22 protein-coding genes are annotated in these 25,543 nt (G+C 54.3%); 16 read left to right on the top strand and 6 right to left on the bottom strand.

Annotation, left to right across the window (positions count from 1 at the left end; all coding sequences use genetic code 11):
* Positions 1 to 147: 147 nt before the first annotated feature.
* Positions 148 to 1,692, bottom strand: a complete 1,545-nt coding sequence (locus tag FNY10_RS05075; RefSeq protein WP_160703778.1) for a diguanylate cyclase — start codon at positions 1,690 to 1,692, stop codon at positions 148 to 150.
* A gap of 496 nt (positions 1,693 to 2,188) precedes the next feature.
* The gene (locus FNY10_RS05070) at positions 2,189 to 2,827 is read right to left on the bottom strand and encodes a LysE family translocator (RefSeq protein ID WP_141964880.1); all 639 of its coding nucleotides are present in this window, start codon (positions 2,825 to 2,827) and stop codon (positions 2,189 to 2,191) included.
* Positions 2,828 to 4,041: 1,214 nt separating this feature from the next.
* Between FNY10_RS05070 and FNY10_RS05065 the strand changes: the two genes are divergently transcribed.
* Together FNY10_RS05065 and FNY10_RS05060 are read left to right on the top strand one after the other, a co-directional pair.
* On the top strand, positions 4,042 to 5,268 hold the full coding sequence (locus tag FNY10_RS05065) for an MFS transporter (protein ID WP_131049727.1): 1,227 nt from the start codon (positions 4,042 to 4,044) through the stop codon (positions 5,266 to 5,268).
* A 228-nt stretch (positions 5,269 to 5,496) separates the two neighbouring features.
* Positions 5,497 to 6,180 (top strand): class I SAM-dependent methyltransferase, encoded by a 684-nt coding sequence (locus FNY10_RS05060; protein ID WP_160703780.1) that lies wholly within the window; start codon positions 5,497 to 5,499, stop codon positions 6,178 to 6,180.
* Between the two features lie 250 nt (positions 6,181 to 6,430).
* Here the strand turns inward: FNY10_RS05060 and icd are convergent, their stop codons facing one another.
* Positions 6,431 to 7,681: an NADP-dependent isocitrate dehydrogenase gene (gene icd / locus FNY10_RS05055; RefSeq protein WP_100684903.1), complete on the bottom strand. Its 1,251-nt coding sequence runs from the start codon at positions 7,679 to 7,681 to the stop codon at positions 6,431 to 6,433.
* 233 nt (positions 7,682 to 7,914) lie between these two features.
* Between icd and rluE the strand changes: the two genes are divergently transcribed.
* The 8 genes from rluE (at position 7,915) to FNY10_RS05015 (ending at position 16,090) form a co-directional block, all read left to right on the top strand.
* Complete coding sequence (gene rluE / locus FNY10_RS05050; RefSeq protein WP_131050549.1) at positions 7,915 to 8,565, top strand: 23S rRNA pseudouridine(2457) synthase RluE; 651 nt, start codon at positions 7,915 to 7,917, stop codon at positions 8,563 to 8,565.
* A 20-nt stretch (positions 8,566 to 8,585) separates the two neighbouring features.
* Entirely contained in the window at positions 8,586 to 9,044 is a 459-nt protein-coding gene (locus tag FNY10_RS05045; protein WP_100684901.1) for an NUDIX hydrolase, read from the top strand.
* Positions 9,045 to 9,100: 56 nt separating this feature from the next.
* Positions 9,101 to 10,207 carry a tRNA 2-thiouridine(34) synthase MnmA gene (mnmA, locus tag FNY10_RS05040; RefSeq protein WP_141964882.1) on the top strand — a complete coding sequence of 369 codons (1,107 nt, stop codon included), beginning with the start codon at positions 9,101 to 9,103 and terminating at the stop codon, positions 10,205 to 10,207.
* Positions 10,208 to 10,267: 60 nt separating this feature from the next.
* On the top strand, positions 10,268 to 10,909 hold the full coding sequence (hflD, locus tag FNY10_RS05035) for a high frequency lysogenization protein HflD (RefSeq protein ID WP_100684899.1): 642 nt from the start codon (positions 10,268 to 10,270) through the stop codon (positions 10,907 to 10,909).
* A 3-nt stretch (positions 10,910 to 10,912) separates the two neighbouring features.
* On the top strand, positions 10,913 to 12,283 hold the full coding sequence (gene purB / locus FNY10_RS05030; RefSeq protein ID WP_160703782.1) for an adenylosuccinate lyase: 1,371 nt from the start codon (positions 10,913 to 10,915) through the stop codon (positions 12,281 to 12,283).
* 424 nt (positions 12,284 to 12,707) lie between these two features.
* Complete coding sequence (gene phoP / locus FNY10_RS05025; RefSeq protein WP_032688316.1) at positions 12,708 to 13,382, top strand: two-component system response regulator PhoP; 675 nt, start codon at positions 12,708 to 12,710, stop codon at positions 13,380 to 13,382.
* On the top strand, positions 13,379 to 14,845 hold the full coding sequence (phoQ, locus tag FNY10_RS05020; protein ID WP_100684897.1) for a two-component system sensor histidine kinase PhoQ: 1,467 nt from the start codon (positions 13,379 to 13,381) through the stop codon (positions 14,843 to 14,845). The genes phoP and phoQ overlap by 4 nt, the downstream gene beginning before the upstream one ends.
* Positions 14,846 to 14,968: 123 nt before the next feature.
* Positions 14,969 to 16,090 carry a cupin domain-containing protein gene (locus FNY10_RS05015; RefSeq protein ID WP_131050551.1) on the top strand — a complete coding sequence of 374 codons (1,122 nt, stop codon included), beginning with the start codon at positions 14,969 to 14,971 and terminating at the stop codon, positions 16,088 to 16,090.
* A 63-nt stretch (positions 16,091 to 16,153) separates the two neighbouring features.
* Here the strand turns inward: FNY10_RS05015 and pepT are convergent, their stop codons facing one another.
* The gene (gene pepT / locus FNY10_RS05010) at positions 16,154 to 17,383 is read right to left on the bottom strand and encodes a peptidase T (RefSeq protein WP_131050553.1); all 1,230 of its coding nucleotides are present in this window, start codon (positions 17,381 to 17,383) and stop codon (positions 16,154 to 16,156) included.
* 274 nt (positions 17,384 to 17,657) lie between these two features.
* On the opposite strand from pepT, the gene potA reads away from it, so the two are divergent.
* The 5 genes from potA to FNY10_RS04985 all read left to right on the top strand — a co-directional run bounded on the left by potA (position 17,658) and on the right by FNY10_RS04985 (position 22,070).
* On the top strand, positions 17,658 to 18,776 hold the full coding sequence (potA, locus tag FNY10_RS05005) for a spermidine/putrescine ABC transporter ATP-binding protein PotA (RefSeq protein ID WP_131050554.1): 1,119 nt from the start codon (positions 17,658 to 17,660) through the stop codon (positions 18,774 to 18,776).
* Entirely contained in the window at positions 18,760 to 19,617 is an 858-nt protein-coding gene (potB, locus tag FNY10_RS05000) for a spermidine/putrescine ABC transporter permease PotB (protein ID WP_160703784.1), read from the top strand. Before potA ends, potB begins: the two co-directional genes overlap by 17 nt.
* Positions 19,614 to 20,399: a spermidine/putrescine ABC transporter permease PotC gene (gene potC, locus FNY10_RS04995; protein ID WP_131050556.1), complete on the top strand. Its 786-nt coding sequence runs from the start codon at positions 19,614 to 19,616 to the stop codon at positions 20,397 to 20,399. Before potB ends, potC begins: the two co-directional genes overlap by 4 nt.
* A complete protein-coding gene (potD, locus tag FNY10_RS04990) occupies positions 20,396 to 21,442 on the top strand; it encodes a spermidine/putrescine ABC transporter substrate-binding protein PotD (RefSeq protein WP_160703786.1) in 1,047 nt (348 codons plus the stop codon). The genes potC and potD overlap by 4 nt, the downstream gene beginning before the upstream one ends.
* 106 nt (positions 21,443 to 21,548) lie before the next feature.
* Positions 21,549 to 22,070: an isoprenylcysteine carboxylmethyltransferase family protein gene (locus FNY10_RS04985; RefSeq protein WP_088884055.1), complete on the top strand. Its 522-nt coding sequence runs from the start codon at positions 21,549 to 21,551 to the stop codon at positions 22,068 to 22,070.
* 24 nt (positions 22,071 to 22,094) lie between these two features.
* Here the strand turns inward: FNY10_RS04985 and FNY10_RS04980 are convergent, their stop codons facing one another.
* Complete coding sequence (locus tag FNY10_RS04980; RefSeq protein WP_160703788.1) at positions 22,095 to 23,732, bottom strand: long-chain fatty acid--CoA ligase; 1,638 nt, start codon at positions 23,730 to 23,732, stop codon at positions 22,095 to 22,097.
* 305 nt (positions 23,733 to 24,037) lie between these two features.
* On the bottom strand, positions 24,038 to 24,757 hold the full coding sequence (locus FNY10_RS04975; RefSeq protein ID WP_048024997.1) for a response regulator transcription factor: 720 nt from the start codon (positions 24,755 to 24,757) through the stop codon (positions 24,038 to 24,040).
* 144 nt (positions 24,758 to 24,901) lie between these two features.
* On the opposite strand from FNY10_RS04975, the gene FNY10_RS04970 reads away from it, so the two are divergent.
* Complete coding sequence (locus FNY10_RS04970) at positions 24,902 to 25,513, top strand: cytochrome b/b6 domain-containing protein (protein ID WP_131050565.1); 612 nt, start codon at positions 24,902 to 24,904, stop codon at positions 25,511 to 25,513.
* Positions 25,514 to 25,543: the final 30 nt, after the last annotated feature.

Below are 25,543 nucleotides of genomic sequence, written 5' to 3'. Positions count from 1 at the left end.
ACCCGGTGGCGAGAGTCATCTGCCGTTGCGCAAACCGGCTCCTGTTCCTGTCTGAAAACCGCGGCGGTAAAAATCCTGACCAGTCCCCCACCGTTAATAAAGCAAAAAAATATTCGCAACTTTAGCGCAGCAACGTCAGGCAAATGACTATTGGCGATGCTCGCTGACCACGACCCGGTTTCGTCCTTGTCGTTTGGCCTGGTATAACGCTGAATCCGCTTCCATAAGGAGTCGTTCGTAGTCGCTGGCATAATCTTTTAGCCCCGCAACACCGATCGAGACCGTAAGATGTCCGGCCTCAGCGAACTCTGTAGCCGATATGACCTGACGGATCCGCTCAGCGATCGCAGCGGACTCTGCGAGCGTGGTTTCCGACAACAGGACCACGAACTCCTCGCCACCAAAGCGGCTGATGACGTCCCCTTTGCGGCATGTCAGTTTTAATAGATCCGCGGTATGAACCAGCACGGCATCGCCAGCACTGTGCCCGAAACGATCGTTAATCGTTTTAAAATGATCGATATCGACGGCAATCGCACACTGATTTTTGAGGTTCTTGATATACGTTAATTGCTCATAGAAACCCCGTCGGTTATACAAACCCGTCAAAGGATCTGTCATCGCCTCATCACTGAGTGCGGCAAATTGTGCAGAGACTAAACGAAAGCGTTTTTCCATCGCATCTCTGAGTAGATAAGCTTCCTGATACCAGGCCCTGATGGATGATATTTTCTCCGGGGAGGTAAGACTGTCAGTGGCCTGAACCAGCCGGGCAAGCTGCGCCAGTGGTTTTGCTATCCGTAATGAAAGGAAAGCCACCCCCGTAGCAATAAAGAACAGTATAGCCAGCACCAGCCCGGAAATTTTCTTCGCAGTATTCAACAACATACTGGTTACAACCTCTGACGGCGTTGACACAATAATATTCCAGTCAGATTTCTTCAGACCCGCATAGCCAACCAAACGATCTCGCCCGACAAAAGAACCGCTTAAGTTGTTGCTCATATACGCTTTCAATTGTGGAGATAGATTGAGACGCGGGGTTGTCTTCGAGGGAGTCGTCGCGAATATCACCATGCCATCGCGATCGACAATAGTTACCGAGACATTATCTTTATAAAAGTGAAGACTAATAATATCACTTAGCATACTTTGCTTTTTCAGATAAATGCTTCCACCGAGATACCCCAGATAGTGACCATCTGACGAACGGAGTGGGTGCGAGAGCATGATTATCTCATTCCCGGCAACCGACGTGAATGGACCAGAAATCAGCGGTTGTTGAACGGCCAGAGCATTTTGGCTGGCGTCAGAATGCACTTTGAGGCCTGTCAGCGCAGGCAAGTAAGGTGAAGTGGCAATAATAACAGCCTTAGTGTCAACCACTCCGACAGAGTTAAAGACTTCTGACCTCAGCTGCAGACGCTCTATCTCATGCCTGGCCAGGGATGTATCGGTGCTATGTAGCTCTGACGCGGTCCAGGCTAATTCACGTTGCGCCATGGCCAGATATCGGTCTGTCGTATCAGCAATTTTCATCGCGTAAGCCAGGTTACTCTCAAGGAGCGAGTTTTCTATTTCTTTCTTTTGAAATAAATAGATCCCTCCAAGAAGCAGAAAAGTTGTCAGGATAACCCCCCCTGACGAGAGAGCAATAAGCAGGGGGAGGAGAAACGGTTTTTTTTGAAACATTTTTCACCTGTATTACAGAAGATCCTGGCAACTTGCCTTCACTTTTCCGTCAGGAAAGTTATCTTGCGTAGCCAGCGCAACTCTCAATGGATTTCCCTTTTGACAGGATTTTCATTTCTGCTGTTTTGACGTCATATACAACATTCACGTGTCCATGTGGGGATGTGGGGATGATAGCAAATACCTGAGCAGGTATTGTCAGCGCACCTGTTTTCTTCGTGCTTTTGATATTGCCGTTTTCCTGGTCATCAACCGTCGCTCCTCCGGCGCTACATTATACGTTGGTTTACCCGCTTTAATAAATTCCAGCGTCACGGCATACTCCAGGGAATGGGGCCGGGAACGCTATCGCCCGTCATTTCTCCAGGTAAATGGTCCAATACGCCGCCCCACACTGCCGGGATATCCCCTCGTGGTGGTCAAAAGGATTTACGCCCTGGGTTATCAGCGAAAATGTCCATGTTAACGACGCCATAAGGAATAAGGCAGCAGAGGTTCAGATATAAGGATGCAGGGCGGAAATGATAAGGCCAGCTGCAAAACACATGAACACTATCCCGCCGGTTTTATTGAGTTTACTGAAGAGATTACCGGCAGACATCTTCATCTTTACGGCGTGGGCGAAAAGCCCGTAAAGCGAGTGGATGGCGATCACTAAAAGACAGAAAATACCCGCCAGTATCGAAAACTGAGCAACAAATGGCTGCTGCGGGTGAATAAATTGCGGGAACAGCGCCATAAAGAAGACAATAGGTTTGGGATTGAGCAGAGAAACCAGCAGTCCCTGGCGGAAACGTTGACTCGCCGGCGGTACGACATCGGTTCCCGCGGTGACCGCGCGATTGTTCAGCACAGGGGGGACCGAGCGGAATAATTTGCTCCCCAGGTAGATCAGGTAAGCGGCCCCGGTAACTTTCACCGCCAGCAGCGCCAGCTGGGAGGTGGTGATGATCGCTCCGACACTGCTGGCCGCAACGATCGCTATCACCCCCATTCCGGCGGCCACACCGATGATCCCGGCCATGGCATGACGCAAGCTATAGTTCAGTGTGTTCGTCAGGGTAAACAACACGCCCGGCCCGGGGGTGGCGATGGTCAGGCTGGCGATAAGCATATAAAAAGCGATCTGCTGCATAAAAATACATCCTGTCAGGAACAGGGGGCGCAGCTGCACCCCGGTAAGATCTGCGGAAATTATCGCGATCTCGTTGGTCGGCAAATAAGATACGGTCTGACAGGCGTTCATTCGCGTAATAACTGGCCCACAGGCGCCAGGTCATCTTTTTCAGAACTATTCATGATAAAAACACGGCAATGAATAAACTTAAATTTACTTTATAGTAACGTTTTATTCTTGTCACCAGGTTTTAACAAAACCTTATACATCAATGAATTAAATAAAATTTAATTCACACATTGAACTAATTGCAGGAGTTTTAATCACCAAAAGTGACGATGAAGTCTATTTTAACACCAGAAATGATATATACCCGGAGTTTTGCTATCGCATTTTATGCCATAAAAATTAACACATTAAGAAAAAATCACTAAATTTAATCCTTAAATGGCAACATAGTAGAAAAACACTCTGAATTACTCTCTTCAGCCTGTACGCTCGCGATCGTGCCATCGATGAGGTCAGGATGACCGTTAATATCCGCCATATTGGGTGCTGAATGGGCTGGAGTCCGGATGACGTCCAGCGGTGTGGCTATACTGGTTGATACTGAGCAGGCAGGCACGGAGGCTGGATGACATGGGAAAGAGAATAACCGGGAAACGAGCTGGCTTCAGATTCATGTTATTCCTGTTGAACTTTATGCTATGGCCACCGTAAGCTCTCAATAACCGTTTAATTTAAAACCCCTGTCAGTGAATAATTTATCTATTTTATTATTAATAATAAAATAGATAATTAAATCTGTTGCACCAGGGCAGGGAAAATTTGCTCCCGGACGGTGCAGGCGCGCCATGAATAGCGGGTTAAATCCGCTTTTTTTATGGCATCCTTCTTGCTTTATTTATTGCTCAGGTAATCGAGAAGCCATAAATACAGCGTTCTGACGACGCGAATAACGGACGCAAGCTTAAATCATGACCACAAAAATCTTTCACGATGAGAAAGCGGCCCGCCGAAAACCGTTATTTGAACCGCTTCGCTTTGCTCTACCCTGCCCATCCCCTGAGACTTCTGCTCAGGAACAGCCGCTTGCTTACGGCGGGTTTTACTGTCAGTTGATAAAAACAATACCCGGTGCCCCGGCATCAGCCAGGAATAGTCAGAGTAGCGTTTAACGGCTGCGCCTTGCGCTTTACTTCCGTTCAGTTCATCCCTGTAGGAGGGGCATCATGCGATACATTCCGGGCCGCATCCCCGTCATCCTTGCGGTCAGTAATCTGTTTTTTACCTGCGCTGTCTCTGTTGATCTGACCATCGCCACTCTGGTGGGCTATCAGCTGGCGCCGTCTGATGAACTGGCGACAGTGCCATTTGCGCTCATCACTGTCGCCGGCGCGTTCTCGAGTCTGTTTGCGGCCAGCATGATTGGCCGGGGAAACGAAAAACTCGCGTTTATCCTGGGATCGGTATGCGGTACAGCGGGCGGATTATTGTCTTTTCTCGCCGTGCTGAAGGGCAGTTTTTTACTTTTTTGCACCGGCTGCTTTCTTGTCGGCGTCTATCAGGCTTTCAGCCAGTACTATCGTCTGGTTGCCGCCGATCACTCTCCGCCGGAAGTGAAGGGGCAGTCTATCTCTCTGGTCATGATTGGCGGCGTTGTGGCGGCAATCCTCGGGCCGCTGTTGACGATTATTGCGCGGGATGTCCCCGGACTACCTCGCTTTGCCGGTGTTTATCTCGTTGTGGCAATACTGGGTATTCTGTCTGCGCTTAATCTGGCCCTGTTCCTCGATCGAGAAAAAAAAGATCCCCCTGCCCCGGACAGCGCCGCGCCTCCGCCAGGGTCACCGACCAGTCGGCAGTTAATGAAACGTGCGGATTACCGTACGGCCTGGCTTCACCTGGTCGTGGGCTCCTTCGTGATGCTTTTTCTTATGACGGCGGCCCCTCTCTCCGTGACGCACCACCATTCAATGAATGAGGGCGCGCTGGTTATTCAGCTGCATCTGCTGGGGATGTATGTCCCTTCACTGTTTACCGGTCTGCTGATACGAAAAGTGGGTATCACCGCTCTGTTATATACCGGGATCGCACTCAACATATCAGCCATCGCGGTTAACCTGAGCGGGGAAACGATGCTGGCATACAGCTTAAGTCTGCTGCTGGTGGGGATCGGATGGAACTTTATGTTTGTCGGTGGCTCTACGCTGCTCAGTCTCTCTTATCGGGATCATGAGCGAAAAAAAGCACAAGGTCTGGCCGAAACCAGCCGCTTTATTTTCTCCGCGATCGCTACCTCAGGGGCCGGCGTGATGCTGGCAGTTGTGGGCTGGAAGGCGCTGGGCCTGATGATGTTACCTGTTTTACTGATCTGCCTGGTATCCACCTGGCAGTATGGTCATGCTCTGAGGAAAGATGGCGCTATCGCCTCACCTGCTGCTGAAGACGGTTCTTAACCCCGCGCACTCCGGCCGGATGTTACCTCTGCGCCATCATTGAATACCGGTCAGTTTTTTGCGCAAGGAACATGCGGACGCTACGAGCGGAAAATGATACAGGTGTGCCGGATGCAGCCCTGTTATTGCATGCTGCGCAGGCTATTTTCGCTACACAAACGCTTCATCCCATAGCCCTATGGCGTATAAACTGGCGCCTATGGTCGCTGGCAAAAAGGCATTTTCACTATGAATCCCTATGAACAAGCGTATCGGCAACTGCGGGCTAATGGCGCTACCGCCTGGGCTGGAGAAGGTTATCTCAGGGCTAAAAAACAGCAGGAGCAGATCTTTCACTGGCTCAACTTACATCACCACCTGCCTCGTCCCGGCGCGCCGGTACTTGAATTGGGGTGTGGGAACGGAGCCATGGCCGCGCAGTATCTTGCCGAACAGGGATTTGCTGTGTGGGGGATAGATTTATCAGAAACCGCCATCAGATGGGCAGAAGAGCGTTTTCAGCGCATCGGTCTTTCAGCACACTTTCTTGTCGGTCATGTCGGTGATATCCACCAATGTCAGGATGCCGCGTTTGAGCTCATTATTGATGGCAGTTGTTTGCATTGCCTGATTGATGATGCCCGCAGCCGCTGCTTTGCGGAGGTGAGAAGATTGCTCAAACCCGGAGGACGATTTGTCGTCGGCTCGATGTGTGGAACCCCTCGTTACGCGGAAGACAGAGCGGCATATCATGCCGCGAAGCAGCATTTACTCAAAAATGGTCAGCCCTGGCGAACGCTGAGACCACTCCCGGCCCTAATCAATGAGCTCAGGGAGGCGCAATTCGATGTGCTTGCGACCCGCGTGAACAGCAACCCATGGTGGGATCATGCCACCCTGGTATGTTCAGTGAACCGGTCTGCGGCGGATTGAGCCTTCCGATCGCGTCAGCCATTCGCCAGCGACGTCGGTTTCCCTGGCGAGAGAAGCCGACAGCCCCGGCGTCCCCCACTGACATTACATGCCCTGATGCCCGCGGCAAGGGATGGACAAGAGAGGCTTTATGAGGATTTTCGGAATGAGGTTTTGAGAACCTGAGTTGATAAAATATTGATAACCATTCAAAAACTAATAAAAAACGGGAACTGTTAAGCTCCCGTTATTGTTTAACCCAGAGACTGGATTACATGTTCGCGATAATTGCGTCGCCAAACTCGCTACATTTCAGCAGTTTAGCGCCTTCCATCAGACGTTCAAAGTCATAGGTCACGGTCTTGGCGGCGATGGCGCCTTCGGTGCCTTTAACGATCAGGTCTGCGGCTTCGAACCACTGCATGTGGCGCAGCATCATCTCAGCGGACAGAATAATAGAACCCGGGTTCACCTTATCCTGACCAGCATATTTCGGCGCTGTACCGTGGGTCGCTTCGAACAACGCGCATTCGTCACCGATGTTCGCACCCGGCGCGATACCGATACCGCCAACCTGGGCTGCCAGCGCATCAGAGATGTAGTCGCCGTTCAGGTTCATACAGGCAATGACGTCATACTCCGCCGGACGCAGCAGGATCTGCTGCAGGAAGGCATCGGCGATCACGTCTTTAATGATGATTTCTTTACCGGTGTTCGGGTTTTTAACTTTCTGCCACGGGCCGCCGTCAATCAGCTCGCCACCGAACTCTTCGCGGATCAGCTGGTAGCCCCAGTCTTTAAACGCGCCTTCGGTGAACTTCATGATGTTGCCTTTGTGTACCAGGGTCAGCGAATCGCGATCGTTGGTGATAACGTATTCCATAGCCGCGCGAACCAGGCGCTTGGTGCCTTCTTCAGAGCACGGCTTGATACCGATACCGCAATGTTCCGGGAAGCGAATTTTTTTCACGCCCATCTCATCACGCAGGAATTTGATCACTTTTTCTGCTTCAGCAGAGTCCGCTTTCCACTCGATGCCCGCATAGATGTCTTCGGAGTTTTCACGGAAGATAACCATGTCGGTCAGCTCCGGGTGTTTAACCGGGCTCGGAGTACCCTGGTAATAACGAACCGGGCGCAGGCAGACGTAGAGGTCCAGCTCCTGGCGCAGCGCAACGTTCAGGGAACGAATACCGCCGCCAACTGGCGTCGTCAGAGGGCCTTTGATAGCAACACGATAGTCACGAATCAGATCAAGAGTTTCGGCAGGCAGCCAGACGTCCTGGCCATACACCTGGGTCGATTTTTCGCCGGTGTAAATTTCCATCCAGGAAATTTTACGCTCGCCGTTATAGGCTTTCTCAACGGCGGCATCGACCACTTTCAGCATCGCCGGAGTCACGTCAACACCGATACCATCACCCTCGATGAACGGGATGATCGGGTTGTCAGGGACATTCAGTTTGCCATCTTGCAGGGTGATTTTTTGACCTTCCGCCGGAACTACTACTTTGCTTTCCATTAACCTCTCCTTCGAGCGCTTCTGGTTCTGCTCTTCCTTTTCACACTAACCGAGCGTTGGCTTTATCCGCCCACTCCGCCACCGGGTCATCCCGCTAACCGGAGATTCGCGTCCGTGCCGCCTTCTTGTAGCGCGAATCAGTTTGAGCAATATTTTTGTTAAAAAATTGTGATGAGCATGTCAATACTACCTGAATGTTTGCGTCCATGAAAGGCATTCGTAATTAGGCTATAATGCGGCAATTGTCAGGATCTGAAAATACCATGCAGAAAACTTCATTTAGAAAACATCGCGTTGAGCGATTCAGCTCACAACAAGACGCCAGACAACGCAAAGAACACGCGCCAAAACGCGTGATCTTGTTTAATAAACCCTATGATGTGTTGCCGCAGTTTACGGACGAAGCCGGACGCAGCACGCTGAAAGATTTTATTTCCATCTCCGGGGTCTACGCGGCGGGTCGTCTTGACCGCGATAGCGAAGGATTACTGGTGCTGACCAACGATGGCGCACTACAGGCCACGCTGACCCAGCCCGGCAAGCGCACCGGTAAAATTTACTATGTTCAGGTCGAAGGCCAGCCAACAGAAGACGCATTAACCGCGCTACGCACTGGCGTCACGCTCAACGATGGCCCTACTCTGCCCGCCGGCATTGAACGGGTGGCAGAACCTGCCTGGCTGTGGCCGCGCAATCCGCCTATCCGCGAACGCAAATCCATTCCCACCAGCTGGCTAAAAATCACCCTTTATGAAGGGCGCAACCGTCAGGTGCGACGCATGACCGCCCACGTCGGTTATCCCACGCTGCGGCTTATTCGTTACGCCATGGGCGGCTATACTCTCGACGGACTGGCCAACGGCGAGTGGCGCCAGGTCGGCTAATCACACAAGGAACGGGAAGTATGTTTAAACCGCACGTCACCGTCGCCTGCGTCGTACACGCGAAAGACAAATTTCTGATCGTTGAGGAAACCATCAACGGCAAAGCGCTGTGGAATCAGCCGGCAGGACACCTCGAAGCAGATGAAACGCTGGCGCAGGCCGCCGAGCGAGAGCTGTGGGAAGAGACCGGCATTCGCGCCACGCCCCAGCATTTTATTCGCATGCACCAGTGGATTGCGCCAGACAATACGCCGTTTTTACGCTTTCTGTTCGCCATCGAACTTAACGATACGTGCGCCACGCAACCGCATGACAGCGATATCGACCGCTGTCTGTGGCTGAGTGCGCAACAGATCCTGACGGCGCCAAATCTGCGCTCTCAACTGGTTGCCGAAAGCATCCGCAGCTATCAACAGGACCCGCGCTATCCGCTGTCATTAATTGGCGCGTTTAACTGGCCGCTCCTGGGGGGTGCCTGAGCCGCTCGTGCGTGCTAGAATATGCCGCCTTGAAGTTCAATGTGGTGAATATTCCAATGTCAGAAAGCCAAAAAAAAGTGATCGTCGGCATGTCCGGCGGCGTCGACTCCTCTGTTTCTGCCTGGTTGCTGCTTCAGCAAGGTTATAAGGTAGAAGGCCTGTTCATGAAGAACTGGGAGGAAGACGATGGTGAGGAATACTGCACCGCCGCTGCCGACCTCGCCGACGCGCAAGCCGTCTGCGATAAGCTCGGGATTGAGCTTCATACCGTTAACTTTGCCGCAGAATACTGGGACAACGTGTTTGAACTGTTCCTGGCCGAATACAAAGCCGGGCGCACGCCGAACCCGGACATTCTGTGCAACAAAGAGATCAAATTTAAAGCCTTCCTTGAGTTCGCGGCAGAAGATCTGGGCGCCGACTATATTGCCACCGGCCACTACGTGCGCCGTGCCGATGTCAATGGTAAAAGCCAGCTGCTGCGCGGCCTCGACGGCAACAAAGATCAAAGCTACTTCCTGTACACCCTCGGCCATGAGCAGATCGCCCAGAGCCTGTTCCCGGTTGGCGAGCTGGAAAAGCCGCAGGTGCGCAAGATAGCGGAAGATCTCGACCTGATCACCGCGAAGAAAAAAGACTCTACCGGGATCTGCTTTATCGGCGAACGTAAATTCCGCGAGTTCCTTGGCCGTTACCTTCCTGCTCAGCCGGGCAAAATTGTCACCGTTGACGGCGACGAAATCGGCGAACATCAGGGTCTGATGTATCATACCCTTGGCCAGCGTAAAGGCCTCGGCATCGGCGGCACCAAAGAAGGCAGCGAAGACCCGTGGTACGTTGTTGATAAAGACGTCGAAAGCAATATTCTGGTTGTGGCTCAAGGGCACGACCACCCGCGTCTGATGTCCAGAGGGCTGATTGCCCAACAGCTGCACTGGGTCGATCGCGAGCCGGTCAAAGGTACTCTGCGCTGCACGGTGAAGACCCGCTATCGCCAGACCGATATTCCGTGCACCGTAAACGCGCTGGATGACGAACGCATCGAAGTGCTTTTTGATGAACCGGTTGCGGCAGTGACGCCGGGCCAGTCGGCGGTCTTCTATCTTGGCGAAGTGTGCCTCGGCGGCGGCGTGATCGAGCAGCGTCTGCCGCTGCAGTCCTGACAGACAGTTTTTTACCGCCGGTGAGGCAAAATCCTCCCCGACGGTTTACAAGGAGTAGGTGTGGCGAAGAATTATTATGACATCACGTTGGCGCTGGCGGGTATCTGCCAGGCCGCCCGTCTGGTTCAGCAACTGGCGCACCAGGGCCATTGCGACGGCGATGCCCTGCACGTTTCACTGAACAGCATCATCGATCTCAACCCGGATTCAACGCTGGCGGTGTTCGGTGGCAGTGAAGCCAATCTTCGCCTCGGGCTGGAAACCCTGCTCGGCGTACTCAACAGCGGCAGTCGTCAGGGCCTCAATGCCGAGCTGACCCGCTACACGTTAAGCCTGATGGTGCTTGAGCGTAAGCTTGACGGGAGCAAAGGGGCGATGGATACCCTCGGCAACCGTATTGCCGGCCTGCGCCGTCAGCTGGAACATTTCGATTTGCAATCGGAAACCCTGCTCAGCGCCATGGCGGGCATCTATGTTGACGTCATCAGCCCACTGGGCCCGCGTATTCAGGTAACCGGCTCACCGGCCGTGTTGCAGAGCCCGCAGGTTCAGGCCAAAGTTCGCGCCTCCCTGCTGGCAGGCATTCGCGCCGCCGTGCTCTGGCACCAGGTGGGCGGCGGGCGCATGCAGCTCATGTTTTCTCGTAATCGTCTGGTTAACCAGGCCAAACAAATTCTTGCTCATTTAACCCCGGAGTTGTGATCTATGGAATTATCCTCACTGACCGCCGTTTCCCCTGTCGATGGACGCTACGGCGATAAAGTCAGCGCGCTGCGCGGTATCTTCAGCGAATTCGGTTTGCTGAAATTCCGTGTACAAGTTGAAGTACGTTGGCTGCAAAAGTTAGCCGCGCACGCAGCGATCAAGGAAGTTCCTGCTTTTGCTGCCGACGCAAACGGTTTCCTTGATAAAATCGTTGCCGACTTCAGCGTTGAAGATGCGCAGCGCATCAAAACCATCGAGCGTACCACTAACCACGATGTCAAAGCGGTAGAGTATTTCCTCAAGGAAAAAGTGGCCAATATCGCTGAACTGCACGCGGTATCCGAATTCATCCACTTCGCCTGCACCTCCGAAGATATTAATAACCTCTCCCACGCGCTGATGCTGAAAACCGCGCGCGATGAGGTGGTTCTGCCGTACTGGCGCAAGCTTATCGACGCGGTGAAAGACCTGGCGGTTCAGTATCGCGATGTGCCGCTGCTGTCCCGAACTCACGGTCAGCCGGCCACGCCGTCCACCATGGGTAAAGAGATGGCTAACGTCGCTTACCGTATGGAGCGTCAGTATCGTCAGCTGAACCAGGTGGAAATTCTGGGCAAAATCAACGGCGCGGTGGGTAACTATAACGCCCACATCGCAGCCTATCCGGAAGTGGACTGGCACCAGTTCAGCGAAGAGTTCGTCACCTCGCTGGGCATCCAGTGGAACCCGTACACCACGCAGATTGAGCCGCATGACTATATTGCCGAGCTGTTCGACTGCATCGCGCGCTTCAACACCATCCTGATCGACTTCGATCGCGACGTGTGGGGCTATATCGCCCTCAACCATTTCAAGCAGAAAACGATCGCCGGCGAAATCGGTTCCTCCACCATGCCGCATAAAGTGAACCCGATCGATTTTGAGAACTCCGAAGGTAACCTCGGCCTGGCCAACGCCATGATGCAGCATCTGGCGAGCAAACTGCCGGTTTCCCGCTGGCAGCGCGACCTGACGGACTCCACCGTCCTGCGTAACCTCGGCGTAGGCGTCGGCTATGCGCTGATTGCTTACCAGTCGACCCTTAAAGGCGTCAGCAAGCTGGAGCTGAACGGCGATCGCCTGCTGGACGAGCTGGATCATAACTGGGAAGTGCTGGCTGAGCCGATCCAGACCGTGATGCGCCGCTACGGCATCGAAAAACCGTACGAGAAGCTCAAAGAGCTGACCCGCGGCAAGCGCGTGGACGCGCAAGGGATGCAGCAGTTTATCGACAGTCTGCCGCTGCCGGAAGACGAGAAGGTTCGTCTGAAAGCCATGACCCCGGCTAACTACATCGGCCGCGCCACCACCATGGTTGATGAACTGAAGTAAGCGCCTGGCCTCGCCTTCCAGCCGGAATCAGCGAGGAGTGCATGAATACCGATAAACAGATGGCCGGGAATCATTCCGGCCATTCATTCGCCAGAACGTCGTCAGGGCGATAAATGCCCCCTCCACACGCCTGAGTTCGCTTTTTTCCTCACATCACCCATTGAAGCGTCGTTTTATCCGCGCCGTGTTCGCCAGGCTGGAAACATGAGGATAAACTTGCCAATATATGTCCACGATATGCCCCTTCTCTTGCCGGACACATATCGGACGCTGGCGCTACCTCCCTCTCTCCACCGACGTGGCAGGCCAGCAAATGGGACGGCAGGTCTGGTTGCAACAAAAGCCTTTCATTTACAGCCGTTTAAATTCAGTATATCTAATCAGCGCTACACTACTTAAAATCAAAATAAACGGGAGAAAAGGCATGCGCGTGCTCGTCGTTGAGGATAACGCTTTACTGCGCCATCACCTGAAAGTCCAGCTCCAGGAATTAGGCCACCAGGTGGACGCAGCAGAAGATGCGAAGGAAGCCGATTACTATCTGGGTGAACACGTGCCGGATATCGCCATTGTCGATCTGGGCCTGCCCGATGAAGACGGTCTTTCGCTGATTCGCCGCTGGCGCAGTCATGACGTGTCGGTTCCGGTGCTGGTATTGACCGCCCGCGAAGGCTGGCAGGACAAAGTCGAGGTGCTGAGCGCCGGGGCGGACGACTACGTCACCAAGCCGTTCCATATTGAAGAAGTCGCAGCCCGGATGCAGGCGCTTTTGCGTCGTAATAGCGGCCTGGCGTCACAGGTTATTTCCATTCCGCCTTTCCAGGTCGACCTGTCACGCCGCGAGCTGTCGATTAACGAACAGCCCATCAAGCTGACCGCCTTTGAATACACCATTATGGAAACGCTGATTCGCAACCGTGGCAAAGTCGTCAGCAAAGATTCATTAATGCTCCAGCTCTACCCCGATGCTGAACTGCGCGAAAGCCACACCATCGACGTTCTGATGGGGCGGCTGCGGAAAAAAATTCAGACTCAGCACCCGCATGACGTCATTACAACCGTGCGCGGCCAGGGCTATTTATTTGAACTGCGCGAATGAAAAATCCGCTAAGGCATATTTTGCCGCTTTCATTACGCGTGCGTTTTCTGCTGGCGACGGCGGCTGTGGTGCTGGTGCTGTCGCTGGCCTACGGCATGGTTGCGCTAGTGGGCTACAGCGTCAGCTTTGATAAAACCACCTTCCGCCTGCTGCGCGGCGAAAGTAACCTGTTCTACATGCTGGCAAGGTGGGAAAATAATCGCATCGATGTGGATATCCCCGAAAGGCTGAACATGCAGAGCCCGACGGTTACGTTGATATACGATGCCAACGGCAAACTGCTGTGGATGCAGCGCGATGTCGCCTGGCTGGCAAAACGCATTCAGCCCGAATGGCTGAAAAGCAACGGCTTCCACGAAATCGAGTCCGACGTTGACAGCAGCAGCATGCTGCTGCGCGACAATCATCAGTTCCAGGAGGAGCTGGACGCCCTTCGCCAGCAGGATGATGGTTCAGAAATGACCCACTCGGTGGCGATCAATATCTATCCGGCAACCGATAAGATGCCGCAGCTGAGCATCGTGGTGATTGACACCATTCCCGTCGAGTTGAAACGCTCCTATATGGTCTGGAGCTGGTTCGTTTACGTGCTGGTTGCCAATCTGCTGCTGGTGATCCCGCTGCTTTGGGTGGCGGCCTGGTGGAGCCTGCGCCCTATCGAGTCGCTGGCAAAAGAGGTCCGTGAGCTAGAAGAGCATCACCGCGAGATGCTCAACCCGAATACCACCCGCGAACTGACCCGGCTGGTCAGCAACCTTAATCGGCTACTTAAAAGCGAGCGCGAGCGTTACGACAAATATCGCACCACGCTGACCGATCTGACCCACAGTCTGAAAACCCCGCTGGCCGTGCTGCAAAGCACTTTACGTTCTTTGCGCGGCGAAAAAATCGACCTCAATGAAGCAGAGCCTATCATGCTGGAGCAGATCAGCCGTATCTCACAGCAAATCGGCTACTATCTGCATCGCGCCAGCATGCGCAGCGGCGGTACGTTGCTCAGCCGCGAACTGCATCCGATTGCGCCGCTGCTCGACAAGCTGACCTCGGCGCTGAACAAGGTTTATCAGCGTAAAGGGGTCAACATCAGTCTCGATATCTCTCCGGAGACAAGCTTCGTCGGCGAACAGAATGATTTTATGGAAGTGATGGGCAACGTGCTGGATAACGCCTGTAAATATTGTCTGGAATTTGTCGAAGTCTCCGTGCGTCAGACCAACGACAACCACCTGCATATTCTGGTGGAAGATGATGGCCCCGGCATCCCGTTAAACCAGCGGGCCGCGGTATTCGATCGCGGGCAACGCGCCGATACGCTGCGGCCGGGCCAGGGCGTGGGACTTTCCGTCGCCCGGGATATCGTTGAGCAATACGATGGTGACATCCTCACCGGTGAAAGCCTGCTCGGCGGAGCCTGCATGGAGGTGGTTTTTGGCCGCCAGTTACCCGACGATACGGAAAGCTGAACCTCCCCGCTTGCCGCGGTTGGGCAAACTCTGTGACTGCGCAGCACAATCGCCGTCAACAAAGAGGCAGTTTGAAGCATGGCGTGTATAATCCCAGACAGACACCTGCTGTGGAATAAAAAAATGGATTATCAATTAACGCTTAACTGGCCTGACTTTATCGAACGCTACTGGCAAAAACGCCCGGTAGTCCTCAAGCGCGGCTTCGCTAATTTCGTCGACCCGATTAGCCCGGATGAACTGGCCGGGCTGGCGATGGAAAGCGAAGTCGATAGCCGCCTGGTCAGCCATCAGGACGGGAAGTGGCAGGTCAGCCATGGTCCTTTCGAAAGCTACGATCACCTGAGCGAAAACAACTGGTCACTGCTGGTGCAGGCGGTGAATAACTGGCATGAGCCGACGGCCGCGCTGATGCAACCCTTCCGCGCCCTCCCCGACTGGCGTATTGATGATCTGATGATCTCTTTCTCCGTACCCGGCGGCGGCGTAGGCCCCCATCTCGATCAATATGACGTGTTTATCATCCAGGGAACCGGCCGACGTCGTTGGCGCGTGGGCGATAAAGTCCCGATGAAGCAGCACTGTCCACATCCGGACCTGCTGCAGGTGGATCCCTTCGACGCCATCATTGATGAAGAGATGGAGCCCGGCGATATTCTCTATATTCCGCCGGGATTCCCGCATGAAGGTTACTCCCTGGAAAACTCGCTGAACTATTCGGTGGGCTATCGCGCGCCGAACGCCCGCGAGCTGTTCAGCGGTTTTGCCGACTATATTCTGCAGCGTGAACTGGGCAGCCAGCGCTATGCCGACCCGGACGTGCCTTCCCGCGATCATCCGGCGGATATTCTGCCGGCTGAACTGGATCGTCTGCGCGATATGATGCTGGGGTTGATTAACCAGCCCGAGCATTTTAAGCAGTGGTTTGGCGAGTTTATTACCCAGTCCCGCCACGAGCTGGACGTGGCTCCTGCTGAGCCACCGTATCAGCCTGATGAGATTTACGACGCGCTGCAACAGGGCGATCGCCTGGTGCGGCTGGGCGGGCTGCGCGTATTGCGTATTGACGGCGAGGTGTTCGTCAACGGCGAGAAAATTAATTCGCCGCACCGCCCGGCGCTGGACGCGCTGGCAACGCATCTGTCGCTTAACGCGGCACATTTTGGCGATGCGCTGGAAGACCCGTCGTTCCTCGCGATGCTTGCCGCGCTGGTCAACTGCGGCTACTGGTTCTTCGAGGACTGAGCCCCGAGGTTGCCCGGTGACGGCTCGCGCCTTACCGGGCCTGTGGGAGCGACGGGAGCGGGATCAGGCGCTGCGTTTTGCCGTCAGCTCCGCGATGCGCACAATCACCTGCACCGCCTTCTCCATCCCTTCCAGCGTCACAAACTCATGCTTACCGTGGTAGTTGTAGCCGCCGGTAAACAGATTCGGACAGGGTAAGCCCATGAAAGAGAGCTGCGCGCCGTCGGTGCCGCCGCGAATCGGTTTCATTTGCGGTTCAATATCACAATCCACCATCGCCTGGCGGGCAATCTCAACGACATGCGGGTGCGACATCACTTTTTCATGCATATTGTAATAGCTGTCTTCAATCACCAGCTCGATATAGCAATCCGGATGCAGCCCCTTGCCAACCTTTTTGGCAATTTCCATCATTTTGCGCTTGCGGGCCTCGAACTGCTTACGGTCAAAATCGCGAATGATATAGTGCATTTCTGCCCGATCAACGCTGCCTTTCATGCTCGCCAGATGATAAAAGCCTTCATAGCCTTCGGTCGTCTCCGGCGCCTCATCGGCAGGGACTTCGGCATGAATCCGTGCCGCCAGCGACAGCGCATTCACCATCACCCCTTTTGCGGTGCCCGGATGGACATTGTTGCCCACGATCTTAATGGTCACCGACGCGGCGTTGAAGTTTTCAAACTCCAGCTCACCCACGCCGCCACCGTCGACGGTATAGGCCCAGCGGGCGTCAAACGCGGCGACATCAAAATGCTTCGCCCCTTTCCCGACCTCTTCGTCCGGCGTGAAGGCCACGCGGATATCGCCATGGGGAATATTTTTCGCCTTCAGCGTCGCCAGTGCGGTCATTATCTCGGCGATACCGGCTTTATCATCGGCACCAAGCAGCGTTTTGCCATCGGTGGTAATCAGCGTTTGCCCCAGCAGCTGGTGCAGGACCGGGAACATCACCGGCGAGAGCACTTCGTCACCAATCCCGAGAGCGATATCACCGCCACGGTAGTTTTCAACGATTTGCGGGTTGACGTTTTTGCCGCTGAAATCCGGCGCCGTGTCGACGTGGGAAATAAAGCCAATGGGAGGAATAGTGCCGGCAACATTGGCCGGCAGGGTTCCCGTCACCGTCCCTTTCTCACTTAGCGTCACATTAACCAGTCCCATTTCTTCCAGCTGTGCTTGCAGCAGGCGTAACAGTTTCCACTGACCTTCCGTGCTTGGAACCTGACGCACGCCAGGCTTCGACTGTGTATCCAGAGAAACGTACTGTAAAAAACGCTCAAGCAATTTATCCATGTAGCCACCCTCATCTTTTGTGACAACATTATTCATAAGCGCGAATATACAAATATTGCGTCAGGTCATTTTTAGCCCGGCAAATAAGAATTTAATACCTGAACCCGCGTATTGATGTAAAGGTCGTGCATCCGGATGAGACAAGCATTGGCGTTCGTAAGCGTTTGCCGTAAAATGCCTGCCCTCGTTTATTATGCGCAACCGCAAAGGTGGTTAACCACAAACCCCGCAACGGTCAATCGTCCGCTGCGTCTACATGGGACAGAGTTAAAAATTGAATATACAACCGCGTTCGCTTTCGCCGCTGGTGCAACTGGCGGGAATTCGCAAAGGCTTTGATGGCAAAACGGTTATCTCAGATCTGAATCTGACCATCAACAACGGTGAGTTTCTCACCCTGCTTGGCCCCTCTGGCTGCGGTAAAACCACCGTTCTTCGTCTTATTGCCGGGCTTGAAAACGTCGACAGCGGGCGGATTCATCTCGAAGGTCAGGACATCACCCATGTTCCGGCGGAAAACCGCCACGTCAACACCGTCTTTCAAAGCTATGCTCTGTTTCCCCATATGAGCGTATTCGAAAACGTCGCCTTCGGTCTGCGGATGCAGAAAACGCCGGCGGCGGAAATCACCCCTCGCGTCCTCGATGCGCTGCGCATGGTCCAGCTGGAGGAGTTTGCCCAACGCAAACCACATCAGCTCTCCGGCGGTCAGCAGCAGCGGGTGGCTATCGCCAGGGCGGTGGTCAATAAACCGCGCCTGCTGCTGCTCGATGAATCCCTGTCGGCGCTGGATTATAAGCTGCGCAAGCAGATGCAAAACGAGCTGAAGGCACTGCAGCGTAAGCTTGGCATCACCTTCGTCTTCGTCACCCACGATCAGGAAGAGGCCCTGACCATGTCCGACCGCATCGTGGTTATGCGCGACGGGAAAATCGAGCAGGACGGCACGCCGCGTGAAATCTACGAAGAGCCGAAAAACCTGTTCGTCGCCAGTTTTATCGGCGAGATCAACCTCTTTAATGCGACGGTCATTGAACGCCTTGACGAGCAGCGCGTCCGCGCCAGTGTTGAAGGCCGCGAATGCAATATCTACGTCAATTTCCCCGTCGAGCGGGGCCAGCGGCTAAACGTTCTGCTGCGCCCGGAAGATCTGCGCGTCGATGAAGTCCACCCCGGCAGCGACGCCGACGGACTGATCGGCTACATCCGCGAGCGCAACTACAAAGGCATGACGCTGGAGTCGGTCGTCGAACTGGAAAATGGCAAAATGGTCATGGTCAGTGAATTCTTTAACGAAGACGATCCGGACTTTGACCACCCGCTTGACCAGAAAATGGCCATTAACTGGGTAGAAAGCTGGGAGGTTGTGCTGGCTGATGAAGAATACCAGTAAATTGCAGAATGTGGTGATCGCCACTATCGTCGGTTGGCTTGTGCTGTTTGTGTTCCTGCCCAACCTGATGATCATCGGTACCAGCTTTTTGACCCGCGACGACGCCAGCTTCGTCAAAATGGTCTTCACGCTGGATAACTACGCGCGCCTGCTGGATCCGCTCTATTACGACGTGCTGCTGCACTCGCTCAATATGGCGCTGCTGGCGACCTTCGCCTGCCTGGCGCTCGGCTACCCTTTCGCCTGGTTTCTGGCCAGGCTGCCGGAAAAAGTGCGCCCGCTGCTGCTGTTTCTGCTGATCGTGCCGTTCTGGACCAACTCATTGATCCGTATCTACGGGCTGAAGATCTTCCTTAGCACCAAAGGGTATCTCAATGAGTTTCTGCTGTGGCTGGGGATGATTGATACGCCGCTGCGCATCATGTACACCCCCTCTGCGGTCATCATCGGACTGGTCTATATTCTGCTGCCGTTTATGGTGATGCCGCTTTACTCCAGTATTGAGAAGCTGGATCGTCCTCTGCTGGAAGCGGCAAGGGATCTGGGCGCCAGCAAGCTGCAAACCTTTATCCGCATCATTATTCCACTGACGATGCCGGGTATTATTGCCGGCTGTCTGCTGGTGATGCTCCCGGCGATGGGACTGTTCTACGTCTCGGATCTGATGGGCGGCGCCAAAAACCTGCTGATCGGTAACGTTATCAAGAGTCAGTTCCTGAATATCCGTGACTGGCCGTTTGGTGCCGCAACCAGCATTACTCTGACGCTGGTCATGGGCCTGATGCTGTTGATTTACTGGCGCGCGGCGCGTCTGTTGAACAAGAAGGTGGAACTCGAATGATCGGTCGCCTGCTGCGCGGCGGCTTTATGACCGCCATTTATGCTTACCTTTATATTCCGATCATTATTCTGATCGTCAACTCGTTTAACAGTTCGCGTTTTGGTATCAACTGGCAAGGCTTCACCACCCAGTGGTATAGCCTGTTGATGAATAACGATAGCCTGCTGCAGGCGGCGCGGCACTCGCTGACCATGGCGGTGCTGTCGGCCACCTTTGCGACGCTTATCGGGTCGCTGACCGCCGTCGCCCTGTATCGCTATCGTTTTCGCGGTAAACCGTTCGTCAGCGGGATGCTGTTCGTGGTGATGATGTCACCGGATATCGTCATGGCCATCTCCCTGCTGGTGCTGTTTATGCTGCTCGGCATTCAGCTGGGGTTCTGGTCGCTGCTGTTTTCCCACATCACCTTCTGTCTGCCTTTCGTGGTGGTGACGGTCTATTCGCGCCTCAAAGGTTTTGATGTGCGGATGCTGGAAGCGGCGAAAGATCTGGGCGCCAGTGAGTTGACCATTCTGCGTAAAATTCTTCTGCCGCTGGCGCTGCCTGCCGTGGCCGCCGGATGGCTGTTGAGCTTTACGCTGTCGATGGATGATGTGGTGGTGTCGTCATTCGTGACCGGTCCAGGTTACGAGATCCTGCCGCTGAAGATCTATTCGATGGTCAAAGTGGGCGTCTCGCCGGAAGTGAACGCCCTGGCGACGATTCTGTTAGTTCTCTCTCTGGTGATGGTCATCGCCAGCCAATTGATTGCACGTGATAAAACTCAGGGGACGTTAAAATGAAAAAATGGTCACGCCACCTGCTCGCTGCCAGCGCTCTGGTCATGGGTATCAGCGCCGCGCATGCGGACGACAGCAAAACGCTCTATTTCTATAACTGGACCGAGTATGTGCCGCCGGGTCTGCTGGAACAGTTCACCAAAGAGACCGGCATCAAGGTTATCTATTCGACGTATGAGTCGAATGAAACCATGTACGCCAAGCTCAAAACCTACAAAAGCGGCGCTTACGACCTGGTGGTACCCTCCACCTATTTCGTCGATAAGATGCGTAAAGAGGGGATGCTGCAGAAGATAGACAAGAGCAAGCTGACTAACTTCAGCAACCTCGATCCGCAGATGCTGAATAAACCGTTCGATCCGGGCAACGATTATTCCATTCCGTACATCTGGGGCGCGACGGCCATTGGCGTCAATAGCGATGCTATCGATCCGAAAACCGTCACCAGTTGGGCCGACCTGTGGAAGCCGGAATACAAAAGCAGCCTGCTGCTGACCGACGATGCGCGTGAAGTATTCCAGATTGCCTTACGTAAGCTGGGCTATTCCGGCAATACCACCGACCCGAAAGAGATTGAAACCGCCTACAACGAGCTGAAAAAACTGATGCCTAACGTGGCGGCGTTTAACTCCGATAACCCGGCTAACCCGTATATGGAAGGCGAAGTGAATCTCGGCATGGTATGGAACGGTTCAGCGTGGGTTGCCCGCCAGTCAGGCACGCCGCTTGAGGTCGTGTGGCCGAAAGAAGGCGGGATCTTCTGGATGGATAGCCTGGCGATTCCGGCGAATGCGAAAAACGTCGACGGCGCGCTGAAGCTGATTAACTTCCTGCTGCGCCCGGAAGTGGCAAAACAGGTGGCGGAAACCATCGGCTACCCGACGCCAAACCTCGCCGCGCGTAAGATGCTCAGCCCGGACGTCGCCAATGATAAGTCGCTCTACCCGGACGCCGACATCATCGCCAAAGGCGAATGGCAAAACGATGTCGGCAGCGCCAGCACGCTGTATGAAGAGTATTATCAGAAGCTAAAAGCGGGCCGTTAATCCCGTCTGGCGGAGCCCCGGCTCCGCCGTTTTTTTGTCCTCTCTCTGCATGGCTCAGCTACACTTTTCCTCATGACACCGCTGAATATCCGGCTCGAGGTTAATCATGATGGCGACGGTATGGCTGTTTCTGGCACTGCTCAATCTGGTCGTATTTACCGCCTTTATCATTCCGCGCAAGCAGCCGGCCGAGGCCTCTCCTCTGTTTCCTGTCGCCGCGATCAAACTCTTAAGGTTCATGTGGCTGGTTCCGATCCTTATTTTTGGCTATAGCCTGTCTCTGGTGGCAACCATTAGCCTGATTGAATGGGGATGTCTGGCGATTGCCGTGATCGGTAATATCCTGATGATAAAAGGCAAACTTGATTTAGGCCGGTGCCATACCTGGGCGGGTTACTATCTGCCCGGCGTGTCGGCTATCAGAACCGGCATTTTTAGATGGCTTCCCCACCCTATGTATACCGGCATCGTTCTGGTCATTCTCTCGTGCAGCATGATTTACGTCACCCACCTGCCGGCTTACATCAGCGCGATGGCGTTGATCTGTTGTCTTTATATCATCATTTTTTTACTGTTCGCCGCTTACAGAGAAAGCAAAATGCTTATGCCCCTGGCTCACGGGGCATAAACCTTAGGGCGGCCAGAAACCGATTTAGCCCGCCTCGCGCCCATCCGCCATCAGAATCTGACCGAACTCGGCGCGCAGTCGGTTTTTCAGGACTTTACCGGTGGCGCTGACGGGGAGCGCATCGATGAACAGAATCCGGTCCGGCAGCTGCCATTTCGGCACCCGTGCCTGGTACCAGGCCAGCAGCTCCGGCTCTTCAATTTCGCCCCCTTCCGCCCTGACGCACAGCAGCACCGGACGCTCATCCCAGCGCGGATGCTGCGCCGCAATCGCCGCCGCGCTGCGAATCGCCGGATGGGCAAGCGCAATATTCTCCAGCTCCACCGTCGAGATCCACTCTCCGCCGGACTTAATGATATCTTTCGCCCGATCGTGAATCACCAGGTAGCCATTCTCATCAAGAGTGCCAATATCGCCGGTATCGAACCAGCCGTCATCGGTCAACGCCGTATCGGGACGACCATAGTAATTTGCCGCCACCCAATGGCCGCGCACCTGCAGATAGCCCTGACTTTCGCCATCGTTGGCCAGCGTCTGGCCCTGCGCATCCACCACCCGCAGATCGATGCCAAAAATGACGCGTCCCTGACCGTGCCCCCGTTTTTCCTGTGTCTCCTGGGTCAGGGCCTTATGTTTGCTCAGCGGCGTGTTGATGGTGCCGATGGGCGAAGTCTCGGTCATCCCCCAGGCATGAATCAGCGCAATATCATAATCGCGGCGGAAGACTTCAATCATCGACGGCGGCAGCGCCGACCCGCCGACAAAAGATCGTTTAAAATGCGGCAGGCGAATATCCGATTTACGCAGCGCGGCAAGCAAACCGGCCCAGATGACCGGAACGCCGAAGGCGACACTGACCTGCTCTTCGCTCAGCAGCCGCAGCAGGCTGTCGCCGTCCAGATTCGGCCCCGGCAGAACCAGGCGAGCGCCCGCCATCGCGGCAATAAAAGGCGTGCCCCAGGCATTGACGTGGAACATCGGCACCACCGGCAGCAGCGTGTCCTGTGCCGATATACCGGCCGCATCCGGCTGATTGCCGCTCAGCGTATGCAGTACCAGCGAGCGGTGGGTATTCAGCACCCCTTTCGGCTTCCCCGTGGTCCCGGAGGTATAGCACAGCGAGGCTGGAGAATCTTCGCTCACCTCGGGCCAGCGATACGCCGGATCCGCTTCAGCGACCAGCTCATCAAAAAACAGCAGCGCATCCAGCGCGGCGAGCGCTTCGTCATTCCGCGGCGCCAGCAGAACAAAATGCTTTACCGTTGGCAATTGGGGCCGCAGCGCGCAGATAAGCGGCAGAAAGGTGTAGTCGAAAAACAGAATCTCGTCCGCGGCTTCACTGATGATAAAGGCGAGATGTTCCGCGGACAGGCGTGGATTGATGGTATGCGTCACCCATCCCCCAGAACTGATGCCAAAATAGATTTCCAGATGACGGCGATTATTCCACGCCAGCGTGCCGCAGCGGGCGCCTGCCGGGAGATCCAGCCGATGCATGGCGGAGGCCAGATGCCGGGCGTTATCCGCCACCTCTCCCCAGGTACTGTACTCCCTTCCCCCCAACGTCCCGACCGAGACAATTTCCGTATCGCTATGATATCGCGCGGCATGTTCAATGAGCGCCCGGGTCGTTAAATCCTGATACATCATCGGTGGATGCATGACTGATACTCCGCGACTGGCTGATATGTTGTGTAAGTGATGCGGTCCGGTGTGCACGCGAACTCTCACTAAATCTGGCAACAACCCGGGCAGCCAACCAAAACAGATGAGCAAAATTTAGCGTTCACGCACAACAATTCTCGTCTGGCGGCGGGGAATGTGATGGGAGATGGCTTTTCACCCGCCGCGACAGCGCGCGCTATCGGCAGAAGAGAGGCCGGTGAACGGCGAGCGAGACAGCGGCGCGCAGCGAAGAAAGTACGAGTGGTACTCGCGCCGCATTCGACTCGCGCCGGCGGAATGTTTCAGCGGCCAGGCTCGGGGTGCGGGGCCGTAAATTTATAGCCTTTTCCCCAAACCGTCAGGATAAACTCCGGCTCCGCCGGATTATCTTCTATTTTCATCCTCAGCCGATTAATGTGCGTGTTGACCGTATGCTCATACCCTTCATGCTGATAGCCCCAGACCTGATTGAGCAAGCTGATGCGGGAAAAGACCTTATCGGGATGCCTGGCAAAGAACCACAGCAGGTCGAACTCGCGCGGCGTCAGGTCAAGCGGGAGATCGCGCAGACGCGCTTCGCGCGCAAGCGGGTCGATGGCCAGCCGGTCAATATGCAACATGCCGGCGTCCTGCATCAGATTCTGGGTCATGGCCTCCTGACGGCGGAAGAGCGCCTTCACTCGCGCCACCAGTTCAAGCATTGAAAAGGGTTTCGCGAGGTAGTCATCTGCCCCGAGCTCCAGCCCCAGGACACGATGGACTTCACTTGAGCGCGCGCTGATTATCACTATCGGCATGTAGCTTGCCATAGTGCGGGCATGCCGGCAGATCTCCAGACCGTCGATGCCCGGTAACATCAGATCGAGGATCAGCGCGTCCCAGCCGCCCTGCCTGACCATCGCCAGCCCACCGACGCCTTCAGCAGCATGGCTGATTTCATAGCCCTCTTCGCATAAATGTAGCTGCAGAAGCTCCGCGATATTTTCATCATCTTCAATAATTAACACTTTTTTGGGCTTCATCGCTGCCGCCTTATTGATCGCTTTCAGAGAAAGTCTATACGACATTTGCATCGCGAGTTATCACATTTAATTTAACTTTTCGTGATACATCGGCGAACAGATTCAGGCCACACTGTGATTAACGCAATAACCGGGAATATCATGATGAACAGCCCCTCAGGTCAGGTGAAACCCGCTATCGTTCATCCTTTGTGGTTAAGAATTTGCCACTGGGTCAATGCGCTTTCGATATTAATTATGGTGACCAGCGGCTGGCGTATTTATAACGCATCACCGTTGTTTAATTTTGATATTCCGGATGCACTGACTCTTGGCGGTTGGCTGGCCGGCGCATTGCAATGGCATTTTTCAGCAATGTGGTTATTTGCTCTTAACGGTGTATTTTACCTGCTGATGAATGTTGTCAGCGGACGCTTAAAAAAACAATTCTGGCCGCTGTCGCCACGAGGGGTCATTCACGATTTTATTTCCGCATTACGCGGCAGGCTGACACATGACAATCCCGGCCATTATAACTACATCCAGAAACTGGCCTATCTCTTCGTCATGCTCGATAGCATTATTCTGGCGCTATCCGGTCTGGTTATCTGGAAGTCTGTGCAGTTTCCGCTGCTACGAACCTTACTCGGGGGATATGACAACGCACGGGTGATTCATTTCCTGGCGATGTCCGCGCTGATGGGGTTTGTCGTTATTCATCTGCTGATGGTGCTGCTGGTCCCGAAAACGTTACTGGCGATGCTCCGCGGACGATAAGGAAAATACAGTGAACAATCATAAAAATTT

It is taken from the genome of Klebsiella sp. Lac1, assembly GCF_009825425.1.
GTDB lineage: Bacteria > Pseudomonadota > Gammaproteobacteria > Enterobacterales > Enterobacteriaceae > Klebsiella > Klebsiella electrica.
This window is presented reverse-complemented; position numbering and strand designations above follow the sequence as displayed.